This window comes from Chryseolinea soli (assembly GCF_003589925.1).
GTDB classification, from domain to species: Bacteria; Bacteroidota; Bacteroidia; order Cytophagales; family Cyclobacteriaceae; genus Chryseolinea; species Chryseolinea soli.
Genome location: NZ_CP032382.1, coordinates 198478 through 223137, shown reverse-complemented (window position 1 = coordinate 223137; position 24660 = coordinate 198478). Strand labels below are relative to the sequence as shown.

Genomic DNA, 24660 nt, shown 5'->3' with positions numbered 1-24660 from the left:
ACCGATATGCGAACTTTTTTGAGAATAGGCCCATCGCTTATGATTTTATCGTTGTTCGTGCTACAGGGGTGCACGAAACCGGAGTCGCTAGAACCGGCCAAATACCTGCCCTGGATTGCGGCAGAGGACAATGGTTTGGTAAGGACAAAAGCGGTTAACCATGTCACTATGCGCGCGCGTTTTTTGCCGGCGGATTACTTGGCGTACCGGGAGTTCATGAACTCCGACAACGTTAGCTTCGATACGGTTCGAAAGAGCTATGCTTGCGGTTTGTCATTTCAAGTGAGCCTCCAGGCCGATAAAAGTGACAAAGTGTACGGAAATCTGATACAGTACGGCCTGCAGGGTGACCGTGATTTTCTGAATCGCTCGACTGTATTAAGTTTTGATATTCAGAATTTTATCTCCCTCAAGTACAAGTCAAAAACTATCTTACCGGTCTTATCTCAGTATGAGGGATACAACGCTATCGCTAACAGCCTAAGTTTTCAAGTTGTTTTTCAACTGCAAGACTATGGCTGTGGGGATGTTACGAAAGATTTTGATGATGTAACATTGGTGTTTGAAGACCCATATTGGAACTTGGGGGTGAATCAATTTTTATTTCAAAAAAATAGTTTGACTTCCATTCCAAAATTGAAATTCTAATTTTTACTTTAGTGTCACGAGGTTGACAGTTATCAAAATAGATGTGCGATAGAAAAAAAATTTAATAGTTGCGAGTGATTTAGAAACCATCTTCTCTGTATAATCAAATAAGTATTCAAGAAACATTTTTGTATAGATCATGATCAGAAACCGTAAAATTCTCAGAGGCATAGCTGTGTATCTTGTTGTGCAGTTTGTGGTGCAAACCGTTCTACCAACGGTGAGTTATGCATTGACTTCCGGCCCAGGGCAACCGGAATTCTCCAGCTTCGAACCTGTGGCCACCACCAACATGGTGGACGAGTTCACGGGTGACTTCACGTACAATCTCCCTGTGCTAGAAGTTCCTGGCCCCCAGGGCAGCAGTTATCCCATTTCCTTGTCCTACCACAGCGGCGTGACGCCGGAAGAGGAGGCAAGCTGGGTTGGATATGGATTTACGCTAAATGCCGGTGCGATTAACCGTGCCACGCAAGGGGTTCCCGACGATTTTAATGGCCAGGATATTATTTTCCACAACAAGCAGCCAACGAACTGGACCGCCACGGTGGGTACGGCGTTTTCATTTGAGATCGCCAGCGTTGACTTCCTGAATTTTAACACATCCTTGCGATACAATAATTACCGGGGATTCGGATATAACCAGGGGATTGGTGTAAGCCTGGGCAAGGGGATTGTGAACCTTGGGTATAATCTTTCCGATGGTACAGGCAGCTTTTCTCTGAGTACGAACATCGCCGCGACCGCTTTTAATACTTTCGCATCGCGTTACCCTGCAAAAGATAAGATGAAATTTATGACCAGGGCTGGAAAGCAACCAGACCTATATGCCGCTGGTAGCCAGTACGGGATTTTTTCGTTCAATGAATTTGCTAAACCGTTGACTGTCCCGCACTATGACGGGGCTTCCTTCAATGTTTCCATTGCATTTCAGGGGGACCCGGGGCCATTTCCCGCCGGTATAACGGGAAATTTATTTGGTAGTTATGCGTATCAGACGAACGAGGCTTCGGAAACGGCACACGGATACGGCTACATGTATTCTGCCAGCGCGCAAGCCGCGGACGTGATGGACTACCATATGGAAAAAGAAACGGACTTCAATAAACGCGATGTTTTCCTGGGTGTGCCTTTTAGCGATGCCGATAATTTTTCGGTGACGGGCGAAGGGCTTGCCGGCGGTTTCCGGTTGCGGAACCAAACCGCTGGACATTTTAGTCCCAGGAAGGTCTCTAGCAGCACCTTTATCTATAACGTAGGTTTTGAAATGGCCGCCGGCTGGACTTTTGGGCCCGGCGTGGATTTAGGGGTGGGAACCTATAATTTAGATATGGACGATTGGAAGCGTGGGTTGTCATCGTTCTCCGATCTAAACTCGGCTGTACCTCAGGATGAACCCGTATTTTTTAGATTTAACAATGACCTCGGGGGAGAATGGGGAGCAGCCGTTACGGACGCTCCTGAACAAGCTAGCATTTCGGGCAAGCAGCCAAGCCAGATCCCCTTTCAAAACAAGGGGTTTGCCTACAATGGAAATCAGCGAGGCGGTCGTTCGTCCTATATTGGCTATCACTTCTACAAAGATATGTTCTTCGTACAGGATGGACCGAATGGTACGAAGACGGTCAAGCCGAGTGGGCAAGCCTTTAACCGCAGTAAATTCATAACCGATCAGGCCTATCACGGCGTCGACCCCGTCTACCAGAATCTCATCGGCGAGATGGCGGTAACCAACGAATCGGGGAATCGCTATGTGTATGGCTTGCCCGTTTTCAACAAGGAGGAGAAAAATTTAAGCTTTAGCGGGAGACGTGTCGATGCGGCCCACATTTCTAAAAATTATATAGCTTATCCAGGGTCAGCCCAGGATCCGACGGGAGGCGATGTTAAGGTGGGCCAGGAACAAATGGCTCCGTATGGATCGGCCTACTTGTTAACCGAAATCCAGACACCCGATTTTATCGATCGGAACGGGGATGGTGGCTCGCCGGATGATCTTGGAGGATATACGCGCTTTAACTATCGCTCGCAGACGGCTGGCCAGGACTGGTATCGCTGGAGAGCGCCTTTCTCGGGATTTTATTTTAATGCCAACTCGCAGTCCGACAACAAGGACGATCAACTTTCCTATACGGAAGGACAAAAGGAAATCTATTACCTGGAGTCCATTGAGACCAAAACGCACGTAGCCATATTTTCAACAACCTCGGATCCCAAGGCGCTAGACCATACTGGAGTCGATGGCGACCGCATTGATTCGAAGGAGGCTTCGGCAGTTGCGTTGGACAAAAATGTGACACCCGATCGGAACTTTGCGTTGAAGAAACTCGTCCGAATAGATCTTTACGCCTTAAGCGACTGCGAAACGGATGTTCCCGGCAGGAGTCCCAATGGCAGTCCAACACCAAAAACGGATGTAAAGCCGATCAAGACTGTATATTTTAAGTACAACAATGATCTGGCTAAACCAGACGGCAGTCGACCGGATGACGTACTTCCTAACTCCAGTTCCGGAAAACTAACCTTGGAGAGCGTTTATTTTGAGTACAACGGCATACAGACTTCCAGAATAAGTCCCTATGTTTTTACCTATAACTATCCTGATTACAGCAAATATCCTGATAAGTACACCGACCCCAATCCCACCAACCCTACCAACAAGGAGGATGTAACCAAGAACTACGAAGGTCTGACGACGCTTGATCAAAATCCTCCCTATAGTGTCTTCAGTTCCGATGCATGGGGAAATTATCAGGCCAAGGGAGAAGAGCAGTTTGCCGCCAGACGGCATTGGCTGAATCAACAAATGGCCTCAAACGTAAATGGATTTGATCCGGCGGCCTGGCACTTGAAGGGGATCAAACTCCCTTCGGGCGGTGAGATACACGTGCAGTATGAGCAGGATGATTACGCCTATGTACAGGATCAGGAAGCCCATGTGATGGCGCCTTTAATCGATCCGGGTGGCGGAGATCCTGGTACAGGAATTATTTACCAACTTAACACCAATGCCATCAACGTGACCACGGGCAGTCAGAAAAAAAGACTTAAGGCTTTGATCGATGAGCGATATGTGAATGGCGACAACAAAATCTATTTCAAGCTGCTCTATACATTAGTAGGAAACTCCACCCCGGATCTGTCAAAATGTAATGCCGATTTTATAACGGGATATGCTTCGGTGGGATCCTGCACCTACGATAGCAGTGGCTTTTACATCTGGCTGAAACCAGGCCAGCCACGCTACCCGAAACAGGTTTGTGAAGAGTTTGTGAAGACCCAGCGTTTGGGGATGATCGATCAGGATGGAAATTGCTCCCCCGGGATGAACGACTCCAACACGGGCGGTGGCGCGGACCAGGCGCTCGCCATGGTGCGTCAGCTCCATACTTGGGTGCAGGGCATTTCTCACCCGGAGATTCTCTGCGGTCGCATCAGTTTTGAAAATTCATATTTGCGTGTGCCCGTACCGGTAGCCAAAAAGGGTGGTGGTGTTCGGGTGAAGCGACTGTTGACCTTTGACCAAGGGATGGAAGGGAACAAAGTGCTGCTCGGAAACGAATACATGTACAAAGTGCGAGATGAGAGCGGTATCGACATCAGCTCCGGTGTGGCAACAAACGAACCGCCCGCCATGCGCGAAGAAAATATCCTGGTCGATTTTATTGCTCGCAAGCATCAAGGTTTCTTTAGCAAGATCATCGCTGGAAAAGACAGGAAGCAATCGGAAGGGCCTTTGGGCGAAAGTATTTTGCCCGGCGCCTCGGTGGGGTATTCCAAAGTAATCGTCCGTAACATTCACTCCGGCAAAACTTCACCAGGATATAGTGTCACCGAATTCAACACGGCCAAAGATTTCCCAGTTCGATTTGCAGATCCAGGCAATTCCCGCACAATGACGGAAATTAAAGCGGAGCATGAAAAGCAATATATCCTTGGAATTCTGGTCAACAAGATCACCGACAGGACGTTTGCCACGCAAGGGTTCAGCTTTATCCTGAATGCCATGCACGGCAAAATAAAGGCGAGTTCAAGTTATCGGGGTACTTATAGTTCATCGCCAGCCGACGACGATAAGGTGGCATTTGTACAGTATGAGTATTTCAAGCCCGAAGAAAAGATTCCCGTCGTCTCGTCTCTTTTTGGAGAACTCCAAATGAAGAACCCCGGACGCGAAGTGGAGGTTACGTTTTCACAAAAAAGGGTGGATGAAAAATCATATGACGGAAACATGGAGATCGATGTTGATTTGACTCCGGCATTTCCTTTCATCTTAGTTTGGCCTACGGGTATGCCGTCATTCAATTTTACCGAAGGCACCATTGCCAGCCACACCACTTCAAAAGTGGTACGTTATCCGGCCATCCTCAAAAAGACGGTGACTTCCCAGGACGGTATTCTACACACAGAAGAAAATGTCGCCTTCGATGCGTGGACAGGGCAGGTTGTAGCGGTGAAAGCAAACGACGAGTTCGCGGGAGCCTATTTGTCGAATCGGGTTCCGGCCAGTTGGGAGTATCCTAACTTCACAGCGAAGTATGTCACAGAAGGCAAGAAGCTAGCCCATAGTACGACGGTAGGCCAATCATTGAATTTCACCTATTCAAAAACCGGCACCGACACCTGGCTTAAGTTCACAGGAGATGTGGGTTGCCAGCAGCTTGCCCAAATCACCACAGGAGATGTTTTATACCTTGGCGAGAATTTTAACTTTCAGGTCAGTGCATTGGACTATAGCCAGGATAGAGTGAAGCTCGTGCCGGTAACAGGAACGACTGGCGATCCCACGTTCGTGGAGTACGTCACCATTGTTTCTACCGGAAGAAACAATAGACTCTCGGAAGACGCCGGTTCGGTGACCTTCCACAATCCTACAGCGAATTCCCTTACGGCAACGTCGGTGCACAAATCTGACGCCGACCGTTATACCACCGAGCCTACCCCGGGAACCGACGCGGGTACGGGAATTTTAAACAGCCGACTTGATGGCAGTCAATTTGTGAAGGATATGAACTGTGGCTATCAACTCTTTCAAGGCAATCAACCCGATGCAAACTGTAACGTTCAGCTTGCTGGAAATTCAGTAATCCTTCCGGGACCGTACTATCACTTGAATTTGACACAGTATGTTGATCGCCTGCCTGAAGGTTGTACGGCAGACCTCAGCGATGCCACCGTTAAAAACGTCACCATCCAGTTCAAGATCGTGGGAGGTAATACTTCTATTGAGTTAGGGACCTTCGACGTGGATTGTGGTGGAGGAAGTTTTAAAACAGTAAAAACGGAATACTAAGTAAGACATTAACGTCTAGAAGCAATGATCAAAAAAATTAATTTTCTCTTGTTACTGGTTGCCGTTTGCGCGAAAACGTCTTTGTTATACGCGGGTGAAGGAGCAGTCGTGGTGGATCCGGAGATTCAGGCGCTGCGCGATTTTTATAATAGCACTACGGGATTGCAATCGAGATGGAACACGGTCAAGTTGTTCGATGACGCGGTGCCGTTGTCTGCTTTTTCGAGTGCCGATTTGCCAGGCATCACATTCACTAGTGGTCACGTTACGTCAATTGACTTTTCCACTGCCGATAATGTTCAGGGTACTTTGCCGGCAACGCTAAACAACTTGGTATATCTTCAAAGATTGTCCATTCCATCGGATTACACGAAGAGTAATCGTACGCGGATTTCGGGAACTATGCCAAACCTGTCGGCGCTCACCAGTCTTTATTATCTCATTCTTAGTAGCAATGAGTGTACAGGAACGGTTGACTGGCTGGGAACTAGTTCAACGGGGAACAGTCCATTAACATCGGTGGATATCTCAAGCTATAGTGGATCAAACCGGTTGACCATTTACACTGCCTATTTTGCCAACCTCATAAATCTTACCTACTTAAACCTCTCTTACAATTCGCTGACAACGACCCCGGGTACAACGGATAATATTGTGACAGGCGACTTTAATAATCTGGATCAACTGTCGATTTTAAATCTTTCTTATTGCGGACTAACGGCCTCGTCTTTCGGCCCGCTCGCCGCCCCAGGTTTTGGCATGACTAATTTAAACCAGTTGGACGTGAGCGGCAATCCTTTAGGAGCTGTCCCCCCAGCATTCAAAGGATTCTATACTGTGAGAAATTTGGTTATGCGGAGTGTAGGCCTCTTGAGCTTGCCGCTCGAATTTGATGGATTCGACGCCATGACAAACTTGGATATTTCATCAAATGCATTTGGTAACCTTTCCGATAATGATCAGAAAGCAATCATGACGAGACTTTCAAACTGCCTTGTACTTCGCATTTTGTCGATGCGAAGCAATAATATGCATGATGTTCCAGATAATTTTCCAACACTAGCGGTTCTCCAGTCTTTAGACCTTTCTTTTAACCCGATTACCAACTCCAGCCTCGATCATTTAGGATCGTCCCCCATTAGGATATTATCGTTGAGGTGCTGTCAGCTCACGACCTCGCTTCCAAGTCACCTGAATAGCATGCCATCTTTAACAAGTCTCTATGTAGGCAATGAGAATGAGGCGTCGGACTTTGGGGGCGCATTTCAAAACCAAATCGATCTCTCTAGCGGAGCTGTCAAGGCGCTGTTATCTGATGCAAACTTTGACGTAACTGTGCTATTCATGAACAACCATGCCATTGCCGGATCGGGAACCCTTCCAGACGATTTTGGGACAGGAGGGATGAATACTTACCTTCAATACCTCGATATCAGTAATAATGAATTTACACAGTTACCAAATTCTTTTTCCGATCCAAATGCCGCTGTTTTTAACAATTTAACACAATTGGATGCCCGTAACAACCCTCTCGGCCGCTTTAGTGTCGGACGATTTCCTATAAAGGCATTGAAGAAACTCGAGATTGTTACGTTGAGTAATCCAAACATGACTGTTTCCGATAAACTCAAGTTTGCGCCCGATTTCACGGCGTTAAAAGGAACCTTGTCAAGTGTTGATCTTTCTAGCAACAACATGAGCGGAACGCTTCCGGACGACTACGTTCAACTGACACAGTTGACGTATCTGAACATCGCCAACAATAACTTTGACGCGATGCCCAATTTCAGCGTCATACCTAATTTGGACCTGGATGCTACCAGCAATGCATTTGATTGGGTGGATTTTGATCCCCTTCTGAATCCAAGCGCTCCTTGTTCCAAAAAAATTGCGTCTTTGGAATACCTCGGGCAACGCCAGACCAATCCCATGGGATTGCCGCAAATCATCAAGGCCCCGGAGGACATGTCGGTTACACTGAAGTACACGGCTTTTTTTGGACAGCCGACCTCGATCGATCCGGTGTCCAGCAATTTTAACTATTTGTATGCCTGGGACCGTCAAAACGGTTCGCAATGGCCCCAGGTGCAAGGGCAACAGCAGAGAGACAGCGAGGGCTTTACGAGTTACCCCATCGCGCAAGCGGTGGCAAATGTTTATCGGACCAGAATATTCAATGGTTGTTTGCCCGGCCTGTCGTTTTATAGCGACAACATCACATTGATCCTTATCCCGCCGCTTTGTGAGTCTGAAATTCCTACAAGGTCCGGAAAATTCAAACTGGATAAAGTAACCGGCGGCATTGTCTTCGAACGCGACGATTGCCCCACGGATGTTCCAATCAGCTGTGCGTTTGGTCCATCCATGACATTCAATGTGGTCTCGGCATCGGCCGTGACTTACGCCGATAACTGGAATGTTCAATATGCTACACCGGTGCCGGCGATAAATCCTTTTGAGACCGGCGAACGAGGCAAGTGGCGGCCCAAAGCAAGCTATACCTTCAACACCAAGGTCGAACAAAGTCAGGACAAGAATTTTAATGGGGGTACGTTCAAATATAAGGCCTTCAACTGGAAAGGAGCCGAGAAGTCGAACAACCCCGGCTGGCTCAAGGTGAATGAAGTAACAAAATATTCGCCCCATGGCGACCCCGTTGAGGAGCGCAATGCGCTCAATGTTCCAAGCACGGCAAAATTTGGCTACAATAACGCGGTCCCCTACCTGGTGGCACAGAATGCCGACTTCAAATCCGTGCTTTTCGAGAGCTTTGAATATGGTACCGGGGGACACTTGGAAGATGGGTTTAACTATACGTCAACACAAGGCACGATCGATGGTAGTGCGCATCACTCGGGCGCTCAATCGCTTCACATCAACAGTTCACAAATAATTCCTGTACGGGATTTTCTTTACTCGAAGCAAATCAAAGGGAACGGCCTCCAGGTGAAGGTATGGGTAAAAGGATCGGGGGCTCCGAATCTGGAGCTTCAGGTCTACAAAGCACAGGATTATACGGGCCTGCTAAGTTGGAGTGTTGAACAACAGCAGGCTGCCACCTTCGTGCGCGTTAGCCGAAGCGGCGAATGGGCATTGTATGAAGCCAGAATTTTGCCGGCAGGGCTCGGAAACGCGCAGCCTTACGATCAGGACGATTCCCCGTTTTGGCTTGCCATAAAATGTCAGCCAACATCTTCGATTTGGATCGATGATCTGCGCATTCAACCCACCGATTCAGAAATGACGGCCTATGTATATGACCCCTCCACGCTGCGGCTACTGGCAATGTTCGACGATCAGCACTTCGGACTATTCTATCAGTACAACGCCGAAGGAAAACTGATCCGCAAGATCATTGAAACAGAACGGGGCGTTAGGACCGTGCAAGAGACCCAGTATAACGTTCCTAAAGTTGTTAAGTAGTGATGAAAAGAATTGTTGTCCTTATACCATTTCTTTTTTGGGTCGCGTCCGTGGTTGCACAGGATTGCGAGGCGCTCTTCCAGGAAGCTTATGCGAGTTTAAAAAAAGCCTCTCTGCAGCCGACACACGGTTTGATGATGAAATATGAAGTGAACGTTCTGGCCGTAACGGGAGAACAATACACCGATGTCATTAATCTACAGATGAAGGGCGGAAGATTTAAAATTACGTCCGGCGATTTCACGCTCTATCAGGATGATAAGACAATGGTGGTCATCCAACCCAAGGCTGAAACGATTTTTGTGACGAAGCCCTCGGGGATGGACAAAAATAAACTCCAGGAGATGATGGCACTGCAGGATTCACTGGCACGATACATGACCATCAAAAAATGCAGCAACGTTTCCGATTCCAGGATCGCTGACGGAAAACCGTGTCGCAAAATGGACTTCATGCTACCGGCAAATATTGAAAAGCGCATGGGCGTGAGCGCGGTAACGTATTGGATAGAAGAGAGCACGCGGATCATGCGAAAGGTCCAGATCATCTACAAGAAGCGTAGCGAGCAACCTTTAGCCCGGGTGGATTTCGACTTCCGGGAAATGGTCGTTGATTATAAATCACAGCCGTTCGATGGAACTGCGTTGAGTAAAGTGATGAAGGGAAAGAGCAATCCCAAGCCGGAGTATGCCCGATATAAGATAATTGATAAGCGATAATTGATACAACACCAGGTTGGATACTAAATTTTATACACCTATGTCAATGGTTTTGCCGTTTGCTAAATTCAAAATTGTCAGTCGGAAAACGCAAATGCTGTCGAGAAGTTTGCGTGCTTCCGGAAAGGCGTTTGGCTGTTTACTGACCGTTATACTGTCGTTGTCGACATTTTTATCGGCCTATTCCCAAACAAGCGGAGGCACGACGGCTGTCACCAACCCCTGCCAGGGAGAACCGGTGACCTATAACACGGGGATCGATACACAGAATTGTTTTATCCAGGCGCTGGATAAACCCAATGAAGCCACGTCCATCAGCATCAATGGGGCTAACGTCACCATCACCTGGAGTGCTCCGGGCAGTTATAGTTTCCGACCCATCGTGCGATGTGGTTCGACAGTGACGCCGGGATCGTATATTAACGTTACAGTGAAGGCCTCACCTGCCGCCGTGATAACACCGACTGGTGCTGCGGAGATCTGCTCCAATGGAACGCTTTTTCTTCTGGCCACTCCCAGCAGCGGCTACACCTATCAATGGTACAAGGATGTCACTACGCCGGTAGGATCCAACTCCCCCAACTACGCAACGTCCAATAGTCCTGGTACGCATAACTATACGGTGAAGCTCACGGGAAGCAATAGTTGTTATACGATCTCCAGCCCCAAGACGGTCACTCAAAACGCCGCACCGACGAGCGCGGTGCTGTCAGCGTATCAGGGATTCCAAAAGATCTGCAGTGGCCAGAGCGCGTATGTGAGTTCGAATATTTCGGGAGGCACGCCGCCCTATTCGTTCACCTTAAGCAATGGGACGGTCGTGAACAACTACTTTTCGCCGCAACCCATTATGGTAAACCCGAATACGACGACCACCTATACGTTTGCCAGCGGTGTTACCGACGCCAAAGGCTGTACAGTGAGTGGGACCGGTAGCGGCATCGTTTATGTGCAGCAGACGTTGACGGCGAGTTTTGAGAATAATCCATCGACAAGCAGTTGCGTTGGTCAGACGCAGACCTTTACTACACAAGGGGGTATGGTCAGTTATTCGTGGAGTATCCCGCCTGGAGCAACGGTAGGTGGAGGAGGGAGCTTAGACAACAGCATGACGGTGACCTGGACCACACCAGGGACGAAAACCATCAGGGTTTCCTATATAGACGGAGATGAGTTTGGATGTCAATCCACAGAGGCGAGTCTAACGGTGACGGTAGGTCAGGGATTCGTCCCAACGATCAGCACGACGGCTACCGATGTATGCGTAGGCACGACGAACAACGTGTATACGACCGAGAGCGGTCAGGGCAATTATCAATGGAGTGTTTCCGCAGGAGGTACGATCACCGCGGGCGCAGGTACATCGAGCATCACGGTAACGTGGAATACACCCGGAGCGCAGACAGTGACGGCGAGCTATGGTGCATCAACGAGCTGCACAGTGCCGGCGACCAAGCAGGTGACAGTGAGCGCGCCACCGGCGCCGGTGACGGACGTGCTGGGGCTGAAGGTGAATTTTGTTGGAGAACCCAGTCACCTGCAGGCTGTAGGGGCAGCGGATGCGACGTCGTTTGTGTGGGACGATGGCAATAGTGGCGTGAATTTCACCAACCAGGGCACGGGTATTCCCGGCCGCGATGTGTGGGCGGAAGGCAGTAGCGATAATTGCAAAACATTGACGGTTCAACCGATGAACCATGGATGTGCCGGAACGACGTATAATTTTCCCTTCAGAGTACTCCCCAAGAGTTCCACGCCCGATGTGTTGCCGCCGCTGAAGCAGGATGCGCTGTCGTGTACGTCGGCGAACGGAGCCTGCGTTGATTGCGAGAAATTTTTGTTTTTACCCAAGCACAGCAACCACTATGTAGGTTGCATCGACGACTACGGCCTTGTAACGCTGAAGTTGAAGGCGGACTTTGGAGAGCTTTACAATCTTGGAGAACGACCCTTCACGGTGAGCTTCAAGGCGACGGTGACAGCGTACTATGATCTTCCGGGTATCAACCAGACGTTCGAAGTAAATTTTAAACTGACGACGGGCGCTCCCGAGCAGCTTTACCTGAAAGAACTGGCGATGAACCCCCAGTTGCTCAAGTTCATCGGCATCAAGGTGAGCGGGTTCAGCTCAACCGATGCGGTAGCGAGCAGTTTTGTGGAACTGGTGTCGAGCTTTGAGGAGAACGAAGATGCGATCTCGGCGGCCACGGCCACGGTATTGCCGACACCGGCCGCAATCGACAACACCAAGTGGGAGCAGACCTTTACGTGGACCAGTTGCCCGGATGTGACCAACTATCAATTTCAATTGCTGCGGATCTACGGACAGGACGAAGCGGCGGAGATTGCTGACTGGAATAAAGCCTGGGACAAGGCGTTGAATATTTATACGGAGAGCGACGAAACGAGCGTCACCGTGTCGATGGCCGAAGGAGGCAATGACAGCAAATATTATTGGCGCGTGCGTGCGATCGGCAACTTGGAGGATGGGCTGGCCAATCCGGAGAACTTGAAGGCGATCTGGTCGTCGGAGACCTCGGGTGTGCAGGGTTTTAACTACACGCACCCGGAAGACAACAAGAACTGGATCTACAGCCGGACGTTCACGGAAGGCAACCACGTGAGCGAGCAGTTGACGTATGCGAACGGTTTACAACAAGTGAACCAGCAGCAAACGCGCCTCCAGGATGTGAACCAGGTGGTGGCGAGCCAGACGTTGCAGGACTATGCCGGTCGCAATGCGGTGAGCAGCTTGCCCATCCCGGTAGCCGGTCGGACCAAACTGGGCTACATCAGTAACCTGCTCAGCAATGGAGCGTCGTCGTATAGTACGGGAGATTTTGATTTTAATGACCTTACCACAGATAAGGTATCCAACCCCTCGACGGCCGTTGACCTGGGAGGTTATTACAGCGGTACGGATAATGGACAAAATGCGGGCGTGGCGAATGCGGAAGGGTATCCGTATACACGGACCATTTTTACCAACGACGGCACAGGCCGTGTGAAAGAACAGTCAGGCGTAGGACAGAAGCACTCGCTGGCGGGCGGCAAGACGGCGAAGACGGTGTATTCCAATCCGGCGGCGGGGGAGTTGATCCAATTGTTTGGCAAGGAGGCTCCCAATGTGAACAGCGTACAAAAGATCACGACCTACGATGCGAACGGCACGGGGAGTGTGGCCTATAAAACGAAGGATGGCAAAGTGATCGCGACGGCGCTGGTGGTGACCACGGATATCACGACGACGCACCTGACGGCATTGGCCTCGCGAGCAACGGCGGCCAAGACGATCGTTGACGAGGTGAAGTTAAACACGCGCGAGAATGCCTACACGGCGGTGTCGCGCAAACCGCTTGTGTTTTCGGCCAACACTTCGGTGACGGTAGACTATGAGATCACTCCGGCGCAGTTACTGGAGTTGTGTCCGCCCAGTGTGAACAGCACAGGCTTGGTGAGCTACTATCCCTTTGACGGCGATGCGACAGACGCCGGCACGAAAGGCTACAACGGCACTTCGACCGGGGCGTCAGTAGTTCCGGATGCGTTTGGTGGTCAAGCGCTTGCTTTGGATGGTGGCACGGGCTACATCGACATGGGCGACAATGCGGACTTCGACTTTGGAGCGGATGACTTTACGGTATCGTATTGGGTGAGGAAGAATGTGAACACGCCGGGCAACCTGGAGAACACACCGGGGGTGAACAAATGGGCGAACACCGCTTCGAAGGGTACCAACGAGTGGGCGCTAAACCTGAGTACAGGTCCCAATAGCAATAGAGCGATCTTCCAGATCGAGAGCGGGCAAACGATGTATAACGTTGCTTCGATAAACAACCTCACGCTGGGGGCATGGGCTCACTTGGTAGGTGTTCGCCGGGCTGGCAAGATCTATTTATTTGTGAACGGCGTACTGCAAGGCTCCACGACGGTAAATTCCGTACCGGTGAACAATGTGGGCCGGCCGTTGTGGGTTGGCAAGATCGGAGCGGGACTGAACACGGCGGGCTACTTTGATGAGCTGGCGATCTATCGCCGGGGCTTGAGTGATGACGAAGTGAAACAGTTGTATCAGCGGAGCGGTCCGCTGTGCAAGACCTGTGATTATAAGGTAGAGTTCTTTTTGCACAAGGACGGTGATCCATTGTATGTGAATGCGGGGCTACCCCCGGCACAATTGATCCAAGCGGGCGAATGTGCCGATCAGACATCGTTGAAGTGGGACCCTCCGGTCTTTACACTGGCGGATTTAGAAGCGGGCGTGTTGTATCAGTTAGAGAAACGCATCACCATCAACAACTTGGATCCGAACACAACCAATCCGAGCAAGACCTATCTGCAGGAACATGAAGATCAGCTACGGACTTATTATGAAGGCCAGGCGTATGCGACAGGAAGTGTGCTGAAGACGGTACAGGATATGCTGGCGCCGCCGAGTCCCTCGGACCCGAACTGGAAGCCGAATCTGCAGGCCTTGAAGATTTACCTGGACGGCAAGGTCACTGACAAGACGATCACCTTCGATCCGGATAACCAGCAGTACGTGATCCCGGTGAGCACGGGTACCAATGGTTGCCGCGACTATGTGTTCATTCAGGCGATCACACTTTGCGCGACGAATATGGGTGACGCGTGCGCTTTTGGGACCGGTTATGAGAATGATTATGAGAGATATTTTAAGGACGAGATACTGAAAAGGGATCCACAATTTGTGTTAACCACCACACAAGGTGGGGTTGTTTATCTGAACTATGCCTACTTCACTAATCGTCTGGATAACACAAAGCTCTACTTTGCCCAAGGTCAACTCAACACGATGATCGCCAATTTGATTGCCGACAACAGCGGGCGAGTGACTTGCAACACCGCATGGGATGTTTTCCAAAGCGAGACGGAGATGTTTTTAGCCAAGGGTGCGATCGACTATACCAAGGAGTCGCCCGACAACCTGGAAATATTGGGGCCGAACATGTTGCCCACCAACACGGACAACAATTTGTACGACAACTTTGTGAAGGCGCTGGACGGCCGGATAAAAGAAGCGATGAATACGGGCCAAACAGTCAACGAGAATGATCCGGTGCCCGATGTGTGCAATGGCGATGGTTCCAATGGCTACTTTGTTAAGAAGTCGGATTGGTATGGTTGGATACAAGGCGCATCTGTCCAACCGGATCTATTGCATGCCTACCGGCTGGTGTTCATGGATGATCGCGTGAATGGACTGGCGGATGCGTTGCGTTATTGTGCCGGGGTGAGCAACACCACGCCAGTGACCGCGAGCATGTTGATGGGGCTGACGTTTTGCAAAAAATATCAACTGAGCCAACTGACCCAATTTGGTGATCAAGGCGTGAACGATGAGCAGACCAAAGCTGCGGCCTTGACCAAAGCGATAGATTTGATGCGCAAGCAATGTGGGAAGGCGTGCGAAGCCCGGTCGGAAGAGTTCCGGCAGGCACTCATCAACGACATCATGAACAAGAACAACGCGGCCAAGATCGAGCACTACAGCACGCGGAAGGACATGTGGGGTAACCGTTGGATCGGTTTGTATGACGGGACCGCGAATACGACGGGATTTGATTACAGCGAGTGCGAGATCGACGCGATGGTGGAGGCACTGATAGAAAACTGCAAGGGCTATTGCAACACGCCGCTGACGCCATGGTTAGACGCTGCCACCGGTGTAACGGTCTACGGCACACAAGGTGAACGCGACAAGCTGAAGAAGGCAATGCTTTATGACTTTGAAGTAAGCATCAGTTCGCCCGGACAAAGCTGCCAAGCCGGTTGGGATGAAATCAAGCCGAGCATGAGTTCAGAAACTGTAAACTGTCTCATTCCGGCCGCCGCAGCCGACGCTTATCTGGAGAGTTTCATCGACAAGGCAGGGAACGTCTATGTGATGGGAAGATATAGGTTGTGGGTAGATTTGAACGATGGAACCCGTCTGTCGAACGCTGATCAGACCATTCCCGATTTCTTTCTGGCCAAGTTCTCACAGGAAGGTGTTTTGCAATGGTACAGGAAATTCAAATACGAAGAAATTCGAAGCACGTTGACGGGTTCTTTGCCGGTCTATACTGCCACGGAGAATTCCGGAAGCTCCGACCCGGCATTTACGATTGTGAATCCTATTAGTAGCCTGCAATCCGATTACGATTTGGTCCTGGATGGAAAAAAGATCACGGGAATAAATCTCGGAGAAGCAGTATATCATCTCTTTCGATTTGATGCCAATGGAAATCTGCTTTGGGACGAAGTCGCAGCCAACGTTAATGTCAAAAACCTGTTTTACCCGGAAGTAAAAAATATTGAGTACGACAATAGCTTTTTGCATTTAAGATATCCAGCGAATAGCACGGATTTAGGCTTTTCTGTGTTGAAGCGCTCGGGCAGCAACGGCAATATCATAGGGACAGGTTCTACGCTGACAACGACATACAGTCAAACCGGAGGGATACCGACTTTCAGATTTGAAAACTTATCTCGCGATCTTAATGGCAACCTCTTTCAAGCAGGCGAGGTCAGCCCCAAGGCAATAAATTTCATTTTTGATGGGGTATCAAGATTTCAAACCTCCGCGAGTTTGTATTCCTTAGTGCTGTCCGTTTACAATAGCAATGGAATTTATCAGGCTAGTAATGTACTTACCTTCTCCATCGGCGGCGGAGTTTCAGGATTGCCCAAAATTGATGTGCAATTCATTCACTATGCCAGTCAAAACAAGGTCATTATAAAGAACGGTACAGGAGCAAGTTCCCTAACCATACTGGGGAATAGTATAAGCGGAGGACAAATTTTAACAGCGGATATCGACAACAGCGGACAACTCTCCAATGTTCAAAAAGTTCTGGCAGCGGACGCCTACTATTATATTCGATCGATCGATCTGAGTCACGATGCAAAAGTGCACGTTACCTCTTCAACGACCTCGACGGTAACCGTGGTTAACAGCGCCGATGGAAATTCGCCAGCTACCTATGAGCTGAATGATTTCTACGATTTGTATAGGGCTTCGGAAACCGTTTTTTATGCCATCGCGGGGAAAAGCGGCTGTATTTATAATTTGGAAAAGTTCAGTACGTCGGGGGCCTGCTCAAAGGACTTGTGCTTTCACTTCACCAGCGCTCCAGGCTCAGTCACCATCCCGGATGGCCTTGAAGACGTGGTCAACAAGCCCCAAAAACAAACCTGCGAGGCGGCCACAGCAAATACCATAACCGCCTCGATCAACCAACAGGTGGAGCAGGCGATCAATCTCCGCATCGAGAGCTTCCGCGAAGTATACAAGACCTGCGCCGAGCCCAGCCGCATCAACGATAAGATGGTGCTGAGCTATAACACGGGGTTGCATCACTTCACGCTCTATTACTACGACCGAGCGGGCAACCTCATGCGCACCGTGCCACCTAAGGGCGTGGTGTTGCTCCCTGTGAATACCACCGCGGCAATTGCTTCCTCGAGCAATCTTTACCCGGCTCACACACTGGTGACTGAATATCAGTACAACAGCCTAGGCCAACTGGTCCGTCAGCACACACCTGATGCAAACCCTGCGGCTACTGTACGCCCAGTTAGCACATCCACAGAAAGTGTCTTCAACGCTTCCGACTACTTTGCCACCAGCATCTACAACGATAAGGGCAAAATCCGTTTCTCGCGCAACGCCAAACAAAAGCAGGCGTCCGAAAACAAGTATGCCTACACGAAATACGACGAGTTGGGCCGCATCATTGAGGTAGGAGAAGTCGATAACTACAACGAAGCCATGCTCTATAGCATGCGCAACCAAAACAGCAGCTTCCCGTCGACTGGGCGTTTTGTAACGAAAACATTTTATACGCAAGAATATGACCCTGCCACGTTTGCGACCGGCCACGCACTTCCCACGGGCTACGAACAGAACAACCTGCGCAACCGTGTTAGTTATACCTTGACCGATGAGGATGGTGATTTGACTATGGACGACGACCAGGTCATTACGATCTACAGCTACGATCCGCACGGTAACATAAACTGGATCTTGCAACAGATCCCCGGCATGCAAATTTCGGATCCCAATCACTTGGCTACAGGTATTGGAATTCGTTATCAATACGATCTCATCAGTGGCAAGGTAACCCAGGTAAGCTACAACCCAGGCCAAGCCGATGCCTTCTACCACAAATACGAATACGATGAGAATAATCGCATCACAACGGTGTTCACCTCGCGCGACAGCTACCTGTGGGAAAAAGAGGCGGAGTACAGCTATTATTTGCATGGTCAAATGAAGCGCACGGTCATCGGCGAAGACCAGGTGCAAGGCATGGACTACACCCACACTATACACGGCTGGTTGAAGGCGTTGAACAACCCGCAATTGGATAAGACCAGCGATCCCATGAAAGATGGGGATACGGGTTCGCTTACGGCGCGCGATGCGTTTGGAATGGCGCTGACTTACTACAGCGGCGATTACAGACATTCGGGCTCGACACTGGATGCCTCATCACCGGATGTCCTGTCCGCGAACGGGCTAGACCTTTACAATGGCAACATCGCTGCCTGGGCGAGCAGGAACTATTACAGCGGGAGTATCAACAGCCCGTATGCCAATGCTAGCGTGAATTACAAAGACAATGTGACAGGCTATCAATTCCAATACGACGAATTGAACCGATTATTGCAAAGTAATTTTAACTATCTGAGCGGGACCTGGACTTCAGCAGGCACGGCCTACAAGAGCACGAATGCTTATGATGCGAACGGGAACATCACCAGCGTTGTAACCTATGACGGATCGGCATTGGTGGACAACGTTCCTACGACAGCACCGATGGTGTACTATGCCAAGACTAATCAATTGAGTCACGTGCCGGATCTGGTAACAACACCGGGCTTTGGCCAGGATGTGGAACCCCAGGCGGCAGGAAACTATCTGTATGATCAGGTCGGTAATTTGACCCGTGATCAGAAGCAAGGGAATAGCATCAAGTGGAGTCCCTATGGAAAGGTGCTGAGGGTAAATAACGATGGAGGAACGTATACCCAATTCCACTATGATGCGTTGGGTAATCGTGTGAGCAAACGCAGGACAAATACAGCGGGGCTCTCAACGACGACCTACTATGTTCGTGACGCCGCCGGCAACATTATGGGTGTTTATGAGCGCACAGAGGGCGGTACGACTACAGAGTTGACGTTGCTGGAATTGCCGATCTATGGCAGCAATCGCCTCGGGCAATACAACAAACCGATTACTGTTCCGACGCAACCCATAGAAGGGTTGCAGTCAGGTGAGGTGCGTATCGATGCCGACGCGAACAAAAATACTTATGAAGGAATATCGTATCTCATAAATTCGACGGTGACGCTCACCCTGGGTCCAGGCTTTACCAATGTCGGTTCGGATGGAAATGCGACGCCGCTCACGGTCCGAATAGGAGAATCCGGCGGAGTGCCGTTGCCGGGTACAGGTATGTACACAAGGGAATTGAGTAGCCGATTGTATGAGTTGAAGGATCATTTGGGCAACATACGAGCGGTGATCACGGACACGAAACTAAGTGTTGTGAGTTCGGGAACACCGGTAGCATTTGAACCCAAAGTGACGAATGTCTCGAACTACTATCCATTTGGAATGGATCAGCCGGGAAGGACATGGAGTGCCGATTTGAAGTACCGGTATGCGTTCAATGGGAAGGAGAAGGATGGTAATGGAGAGTGGGGATCTGCTAATTATGACTATGGCTTTCGTATCTACAATCCTAGTATAGGGAGATTCTTGAATATTGATCCCTTGGCGGATGATTATCCAATGCTTACACCGTATCAGTTTGCGTCAAATACTCCGATACAAGCAATTGATCTTGATGGATTGGAAGGTCAGTATTATGTGATAGATTTGAATTCTAAGGAGCCAAAACTTAAATTCAACAAAACAGTTGACTACTGGCTCATACCCAATTCAATCGAAACAGATTACGTTACAGTAGAGGCTCCGGGTCCTAACGGCTCATATATATCGTATACTTTCACAGCAGCAGCAGGTGACTGTCCTGGATGCGGAACAGGAAATTACATAGAGGACTTTAAGAAATTTAAAGAAGACCCCATCCAAGCAATTGCCAGCGGAGAGTATCGTACTGATCAGGAAATTTTGGGAAATATGGTCAAAGAGGCGGCCTTGGCATTATTGTTTAAGCGAGCGATAAAATTGCCAAAGACCTCAACTACGAATACACTTGGTATTACAAGAAAGCTTACGGCCAAACAAAATGGTAAGGTGTTTGCCTTTACCATTAAAGATGGTAAAATAAAATTTGCAGATAAAAATAACGGTAAAGGGCTTTATGATTTCGTTATAACAGAGAAGGGGGAGTTTAAAATTGGCCGTGGCCATTACACTTTGTCAGGTGAAGCGGCTAGCGTTAAGGGAGCTGGTCAAATCCATATTGATAGTGATGGTAAAATTGATTACATAGATGATTATTCCGGGCACTATCAGCCAAATAAACAAGAACTTATTCAACAAGCCGAGGCCCTTAAAGCTGCTGGTCTTACGGCTGAAAAATTGGACGTAGTAACCACCCATTCGCCATGAAAGGAAGCATCGAAACTTTATCGAAGGAGGTATTTAACGTTTTGGAGGAAAGTGAAGTTGGGAGTCTCCTCAGTTTCAATAAGGAACTTGAGAAAGTAAACTTTAGCGAGTTTTTGACTTACAATTTCGGATTCTATTCCCCATCGTACCTTGATCGCCTAATGTTTGCCACCAAAGAATATTGGGAGGGTTTTTCTCTTGACAATTGGATTGATCTGATGCACAAAAACTCCAATCACGAATTAGGAATTAGATATTGCCTGTCATTTTTATATAAATATGTCGGCATTGATTCTTTAAAACTATTTAGTGATTTTACTGATATTGACAATGTTGTCAAGACCAATATCTTGACATATTTTGAGAGTCAGAAAGGCACGCTTGCCGTCTTTGATAGGATATACTTATCGGAGTTACAAAAGTTTGATTTGCGACCATCAGATTTTGAGACCGTGAAGGAGAAATTGATAAAAGAGGGGGCAAGTGCGGCTGTAAAGATTCATCCAAGAAAAATTAATCTATAAGGCCCAATTGAGAGCTAAAGTAAATCTGATGTTGGGCGATTTAGGTTATTGCGAAAGATAAATGCCGAGAATGATGAATGTGAGATCCGCTTTTAATCTAGTGGAGAAGAGTATCGTAGATGAGCTCGCTTAGTTAAGGCGCTTGAAGGTTTTCAAAAGAAGTCAAGATTGCCATGGAATTAGTTAAAAAAAAGGAATAGCAATGAATAGCAAAGTAAAAGTCACGTTAGAGTTAAAGAGTATGAGAAGAATTATTTACCTGGTTTTTCTCATTGGAAGCTTTCAAGCGTCTATCGCCCAAACCACCTACCCCATCGTTTGGACCGACGTGAACAACCTCACCGTAAACGCCAACAACACCCTCACAGCCCCGGCCACAGGCCCATCGTGGACGTCTGGAGCAGCCAGTAAAAATATGCTCTATCCTGCCACGGATGGCTACGTCGAATTTGTTTTCGCCGGAGGCACCTACATGGTCGGGTTGTCCAAATACAACACGGACCCCAGCTATGCATCGAGCGATATCAGTCTGTACATGCAGGCGACGACATTGCTTCCTTACAAAGGCGCCACATCGCAGGGAAGCGCGATCGCGATTGCGGTCGGAGACGTGATCCGCCTGTCGCGCGAAACCAGCACTTGCAGGGTCTATAAAAACGGCACCCAGATTTTCGCGTCATCAGGGTTTAATACCGGTGATGGCTTTCGGGTCGACGTCAGTATGGCAACCGGCACGACCACACCTGTTTTTAATACTTCCTTTCAGGTTCCCTTGCTGGCAAGCCCCGTGATACAAAATCCATCGACCGCGAACAACGACGGCAGCATTTCCCTGACACTGGACGGCCAGACCGCGCCGGTCACCTACAGTTGGTCGAGCGGTGAAACGACCTCCTCGATTTCCGGCAAAGCCCGTGGTACCTATACCGTAACCGTCACCGATGGCGCTGGAAAAACGCTTACACGAACCTATACCCTTGGCTATGCCGTGGCGTGGACGAATTTGAAAAATGTCAACATAACGGGAAACAATAGATTGCAAAAGGCGGATGCGATAGGGTCCTGGACGGCCGGCGCTTCGTCCCTGAACTATCTGCCACCCAATGTGAACGGATACTTGGAATTTGTCGTCGAAGATCCGGGCGCTATGACGATGATTGGGCTCAGCCGCATTGATATTGACGAGACATATCCTACGATCGCATTTGCCGACAATATCGCTGTGAATAATAGTCTCTCGTATTATGAACTAGGAACGAACTGGAGCAACGCAGCAACAACGACGTTGATTAAAGGAGACGTCATACGCATTTCACGCGAAAGCACAGTTGTAAAATATTATTTGAATGGGGTTTTGAGGAGGACCTCACCGACCATGCCCTTCCTTGCTGGCCTGGTCGTAGATGTTTCTATCGGCAGTAACGCTGTACCCATACCACAGATCACCGCGTCTTTTGATAAACAGATCCGCGTGGCCCCCACCATTACTCAACCCAATAGTGCAAATCAAAATGGGAGCATATCCTTGAGTGTTCAGGGTACTTATGCGCCCTACACCCTGACCTGGACGGGGGGAGAAACCTCCAGCATCATATCCGGTAAGCCACGAGGTTCCTATACGGTAAACATGACGGACGCTGCCTCCCACACGTTTTCAAGGACCTATCGCTTGGGCTACCCGGTGAGCTGGACGGATTTGCAAAATGCGACTGTCAATCCCGATAATTCAATTTACAAGACGGTGGATGGGACTGGCCTTTGGGATGCTTCAGCATTGTCGTCCAACGCGCTGGCGCCGACCACCGATGGGTGGATTGAATTTACCCTGCCCCCGGCTACCAGCACGGCCATGGTGGGGTTATCGAAGTTCAATACGGTCACTGCTTATGCGTCGCTCGATTATGCCTTCTATTTCACCAATGGTTTCGTATACGTTTTTGAAGCAGGTACAAACATCTCGAACCCGGCTTCGCAGGTAGAAGGAGCCATATATAGTATTTCAAGAGAAGGTGGTTTTATAAAATACTATATCAATGGTACCGCCGTCCGCACGGTGGCCACCACCGCTGGGAACCAACTTTTTGCAGACGCAGCGATCTACAAAGGCAAGTTGCCACCGGTCACGGCCTCCTTCGGCCGGACGCCGCAAACCTTCTACGCCATCGCGGACGGCGCCTGGAATGCGCCGGCCACATGGTCGCTGGCAGAGGGTGGAGCACCGGCCACGGTGTACCCTGCAGACCAGGACATCGCCGTTATAAAATCGAACACGGTAACGGTAAACTCCGGCATCGTCAGTGGCGGAGTAAGAATATATCCTCTCAATGAGAATGGCGTCTTAAAGGTAGACGGCATCGCGGCCAACTTAATAGTGAAGGGCGACGTCCAATTGAAAGGCGAAACGAATGCCAAGACAACCAAGTCGCTCATTCTCCAAAACAATGGAAGGATCAATGTGCAGGCTCCCTGAGTCCTGGTAAATTTTTAGAAGCAAGAGAGGTTCGTGTAATTATGGAAGTTATGTGGAGAGTTTATGGTGTCATTTTCGCGTTGACCATTTCTACGGTGCAAGCACAACGCATGTACAACGATCTGGAAGTCACGAACATCATCACGAAGACCATCAGCGACACGGTGTGCACGTTTCATATCCAGGCTCAGCAGGAAGATGTTTCCCACGATCACCACAAGCGGTATTACTGGTTTCACCAGGGGGAGCTGAGAAGCACCGTGGGGAATCATACCGGTAAATTGCTGCACGGAGAGTTTGAGAAATTTGCCCGCGATGGAACGCTCCTCGAAAAAGGAGAATACAACGCGGGACTGAAAGTTGGGCAGTGGACAACATGGTATCCAAACGGAAACATCCGAAAGGAAATGTCGTGGAAAGACGGTCAGCGCGCCGGGCAGTACCAGGAGTTTTATGCGAATGGAACCTTGGCGCAGTCGGGATATTACAAAAATAATCAGGTCAAAGGTTCTATAAAATTCTACAATCTCAATGGCGAGCTTTTAAAAGAACAACGCTATAAAGATGGTAAGCCCGTCATGCCACGCGAAAAACGGAGCCGGAAGCATAAAAAAGATAGCCTGCAGACGGTGAAACCGGCAGATAAAAAAGAGCGTAAGTCTTCATCGAAAAAACAAAAACAAGATGTAATCGCACCGGCCGGAACGCTCGTTCAGCCTGCTGCACCACCCGACACCCTGAGCAGGAAAGAGAAACGAAAATTGAAGAAAGCAGAAAAAGAAAAGAATGAACAGCTGAAACCTGCAACAACGCCTACAGCGCCGCCCCCCAGCACCGAGGAGAAAAAGCGTAAGAAGAAATCAAAAGAACCAGCGCTCCCAAAAAATTGATTTCATGAGTATGCTGGAAGGCCTGAAAGAAACTGGGAATTGTGTTGGTGATTGATCTCCTGTGCGATTCATTAATTTATACGATACAAAATAAATAATACC

Annotated in this window: 8 protein-coding genes; all 8 read left to right on the top strand. The window is 49.2% G+C overall.

What is annotated here, in order from left to right; translation table 11 throughout:
* Nucleotides 1–6: 6 nt before the first annotated feature.
* The 8 genes from D4L85_RS00750 to D4L85_RS00715 all read left to right on the top strand — a co-directional run bounded on the left by D4L85_RS00750 (nucleotide 7) and on the right by D4L85_RS00715 (nucleotide 24558).
* Nucleotides 7–648: a hypothetical protein gene (locus D4L85_RS00750; RefSeq protein ID WP_160143456.1), complete on the top strand. Its 642-nt coding sequence runs from the start codon at nucleotides 7–9 to the stop codon at nucleotides 646–648.
* Between the two features lie 139 nt (nucleotides 649–787).
* Nucleotides 788–5941, top strand: coding sequence for a hypothetical protein (locus tag D4L85_RS00745; RefSeq protein ID WP_119752521.1), 5154 nt, complete (start codon nucleotides 788–790; stop codon nucleotides 5939–5941).
* Between the two features lie 24 nt (nucleotides 5942–5965).
* Nucleotides 5966–9364, top strand: a complete 3399-nt coding sequence (locus D4L85_RS00740; RefSeq protein WP_119752520.1) for a leucine-rich repeat domain-containing protein — start codon at nucleotides 5966–5968, stop codon at nucleotides 9362–9364.
* Nucleotides 9365–9366: 2 nt separating this feature from the next.
* The gene (locus D4L85_RS00735; RefSeq protein ID WP_119752519.1) at nucleotides 9367–10083 is read left to right on the top strand and encodes a hypothetical protein; all 717 of its coding nucleotides are present in this window, start codon (nucleotides 9367–9369) and stop codon (nucleotides 10081–10083) included.
* Between the two features lie 94 nt (nucleotides 10084–10177).
* Nucleotides 10178–20674, top strand: coding sequence for a LamG-like jellyroll fold domain-containing protein (locus D4L85_RS00730; RefSeq protein ID WP_160143455.1), 10497 nt, complete (start codon nucleotides 10178–10180; stop codon nucleotides 20672–20674).
* Entirely contained in the window at nucleotides 20671–21198 is a 528-nt protein-coding gene (locus D4L85_RS00725) for a hypothetical protein (RefSeq protein WP_119752517.1), read from the top strand. Before D4L85_RS00730 ends, D4L85_RS00725 begins: the two co-directional genes overlap by 4 nt.
* 241 nt (nucleotides 21199–21439) lie before the next feature.
* Nucleotides 21440–23668 (top strand): hypothetical protein, encoded by a 2229-nt coding sequence (locus D4L85_RS00720; protein WP_160143454.1) that lies wholly within the window; start codon nucleotides 21440–21442, stop codon nucleotides 23666–23668.
* 50 nt (nucleotides 23669–23718) lie between these two features.
* Entirely contained in the window at nucleotides 23719–24558 is an 840-nt protein-coding gene (locus tag D4L85_RS00715; RefSeq protein WP_160143453.1) for a toxin-antitoxin system YwqK family antitoxin, read from the top strand.
* The last annotated feature ends 102 nt before the right edge of the window (nucleotides 24559–24660 follow it).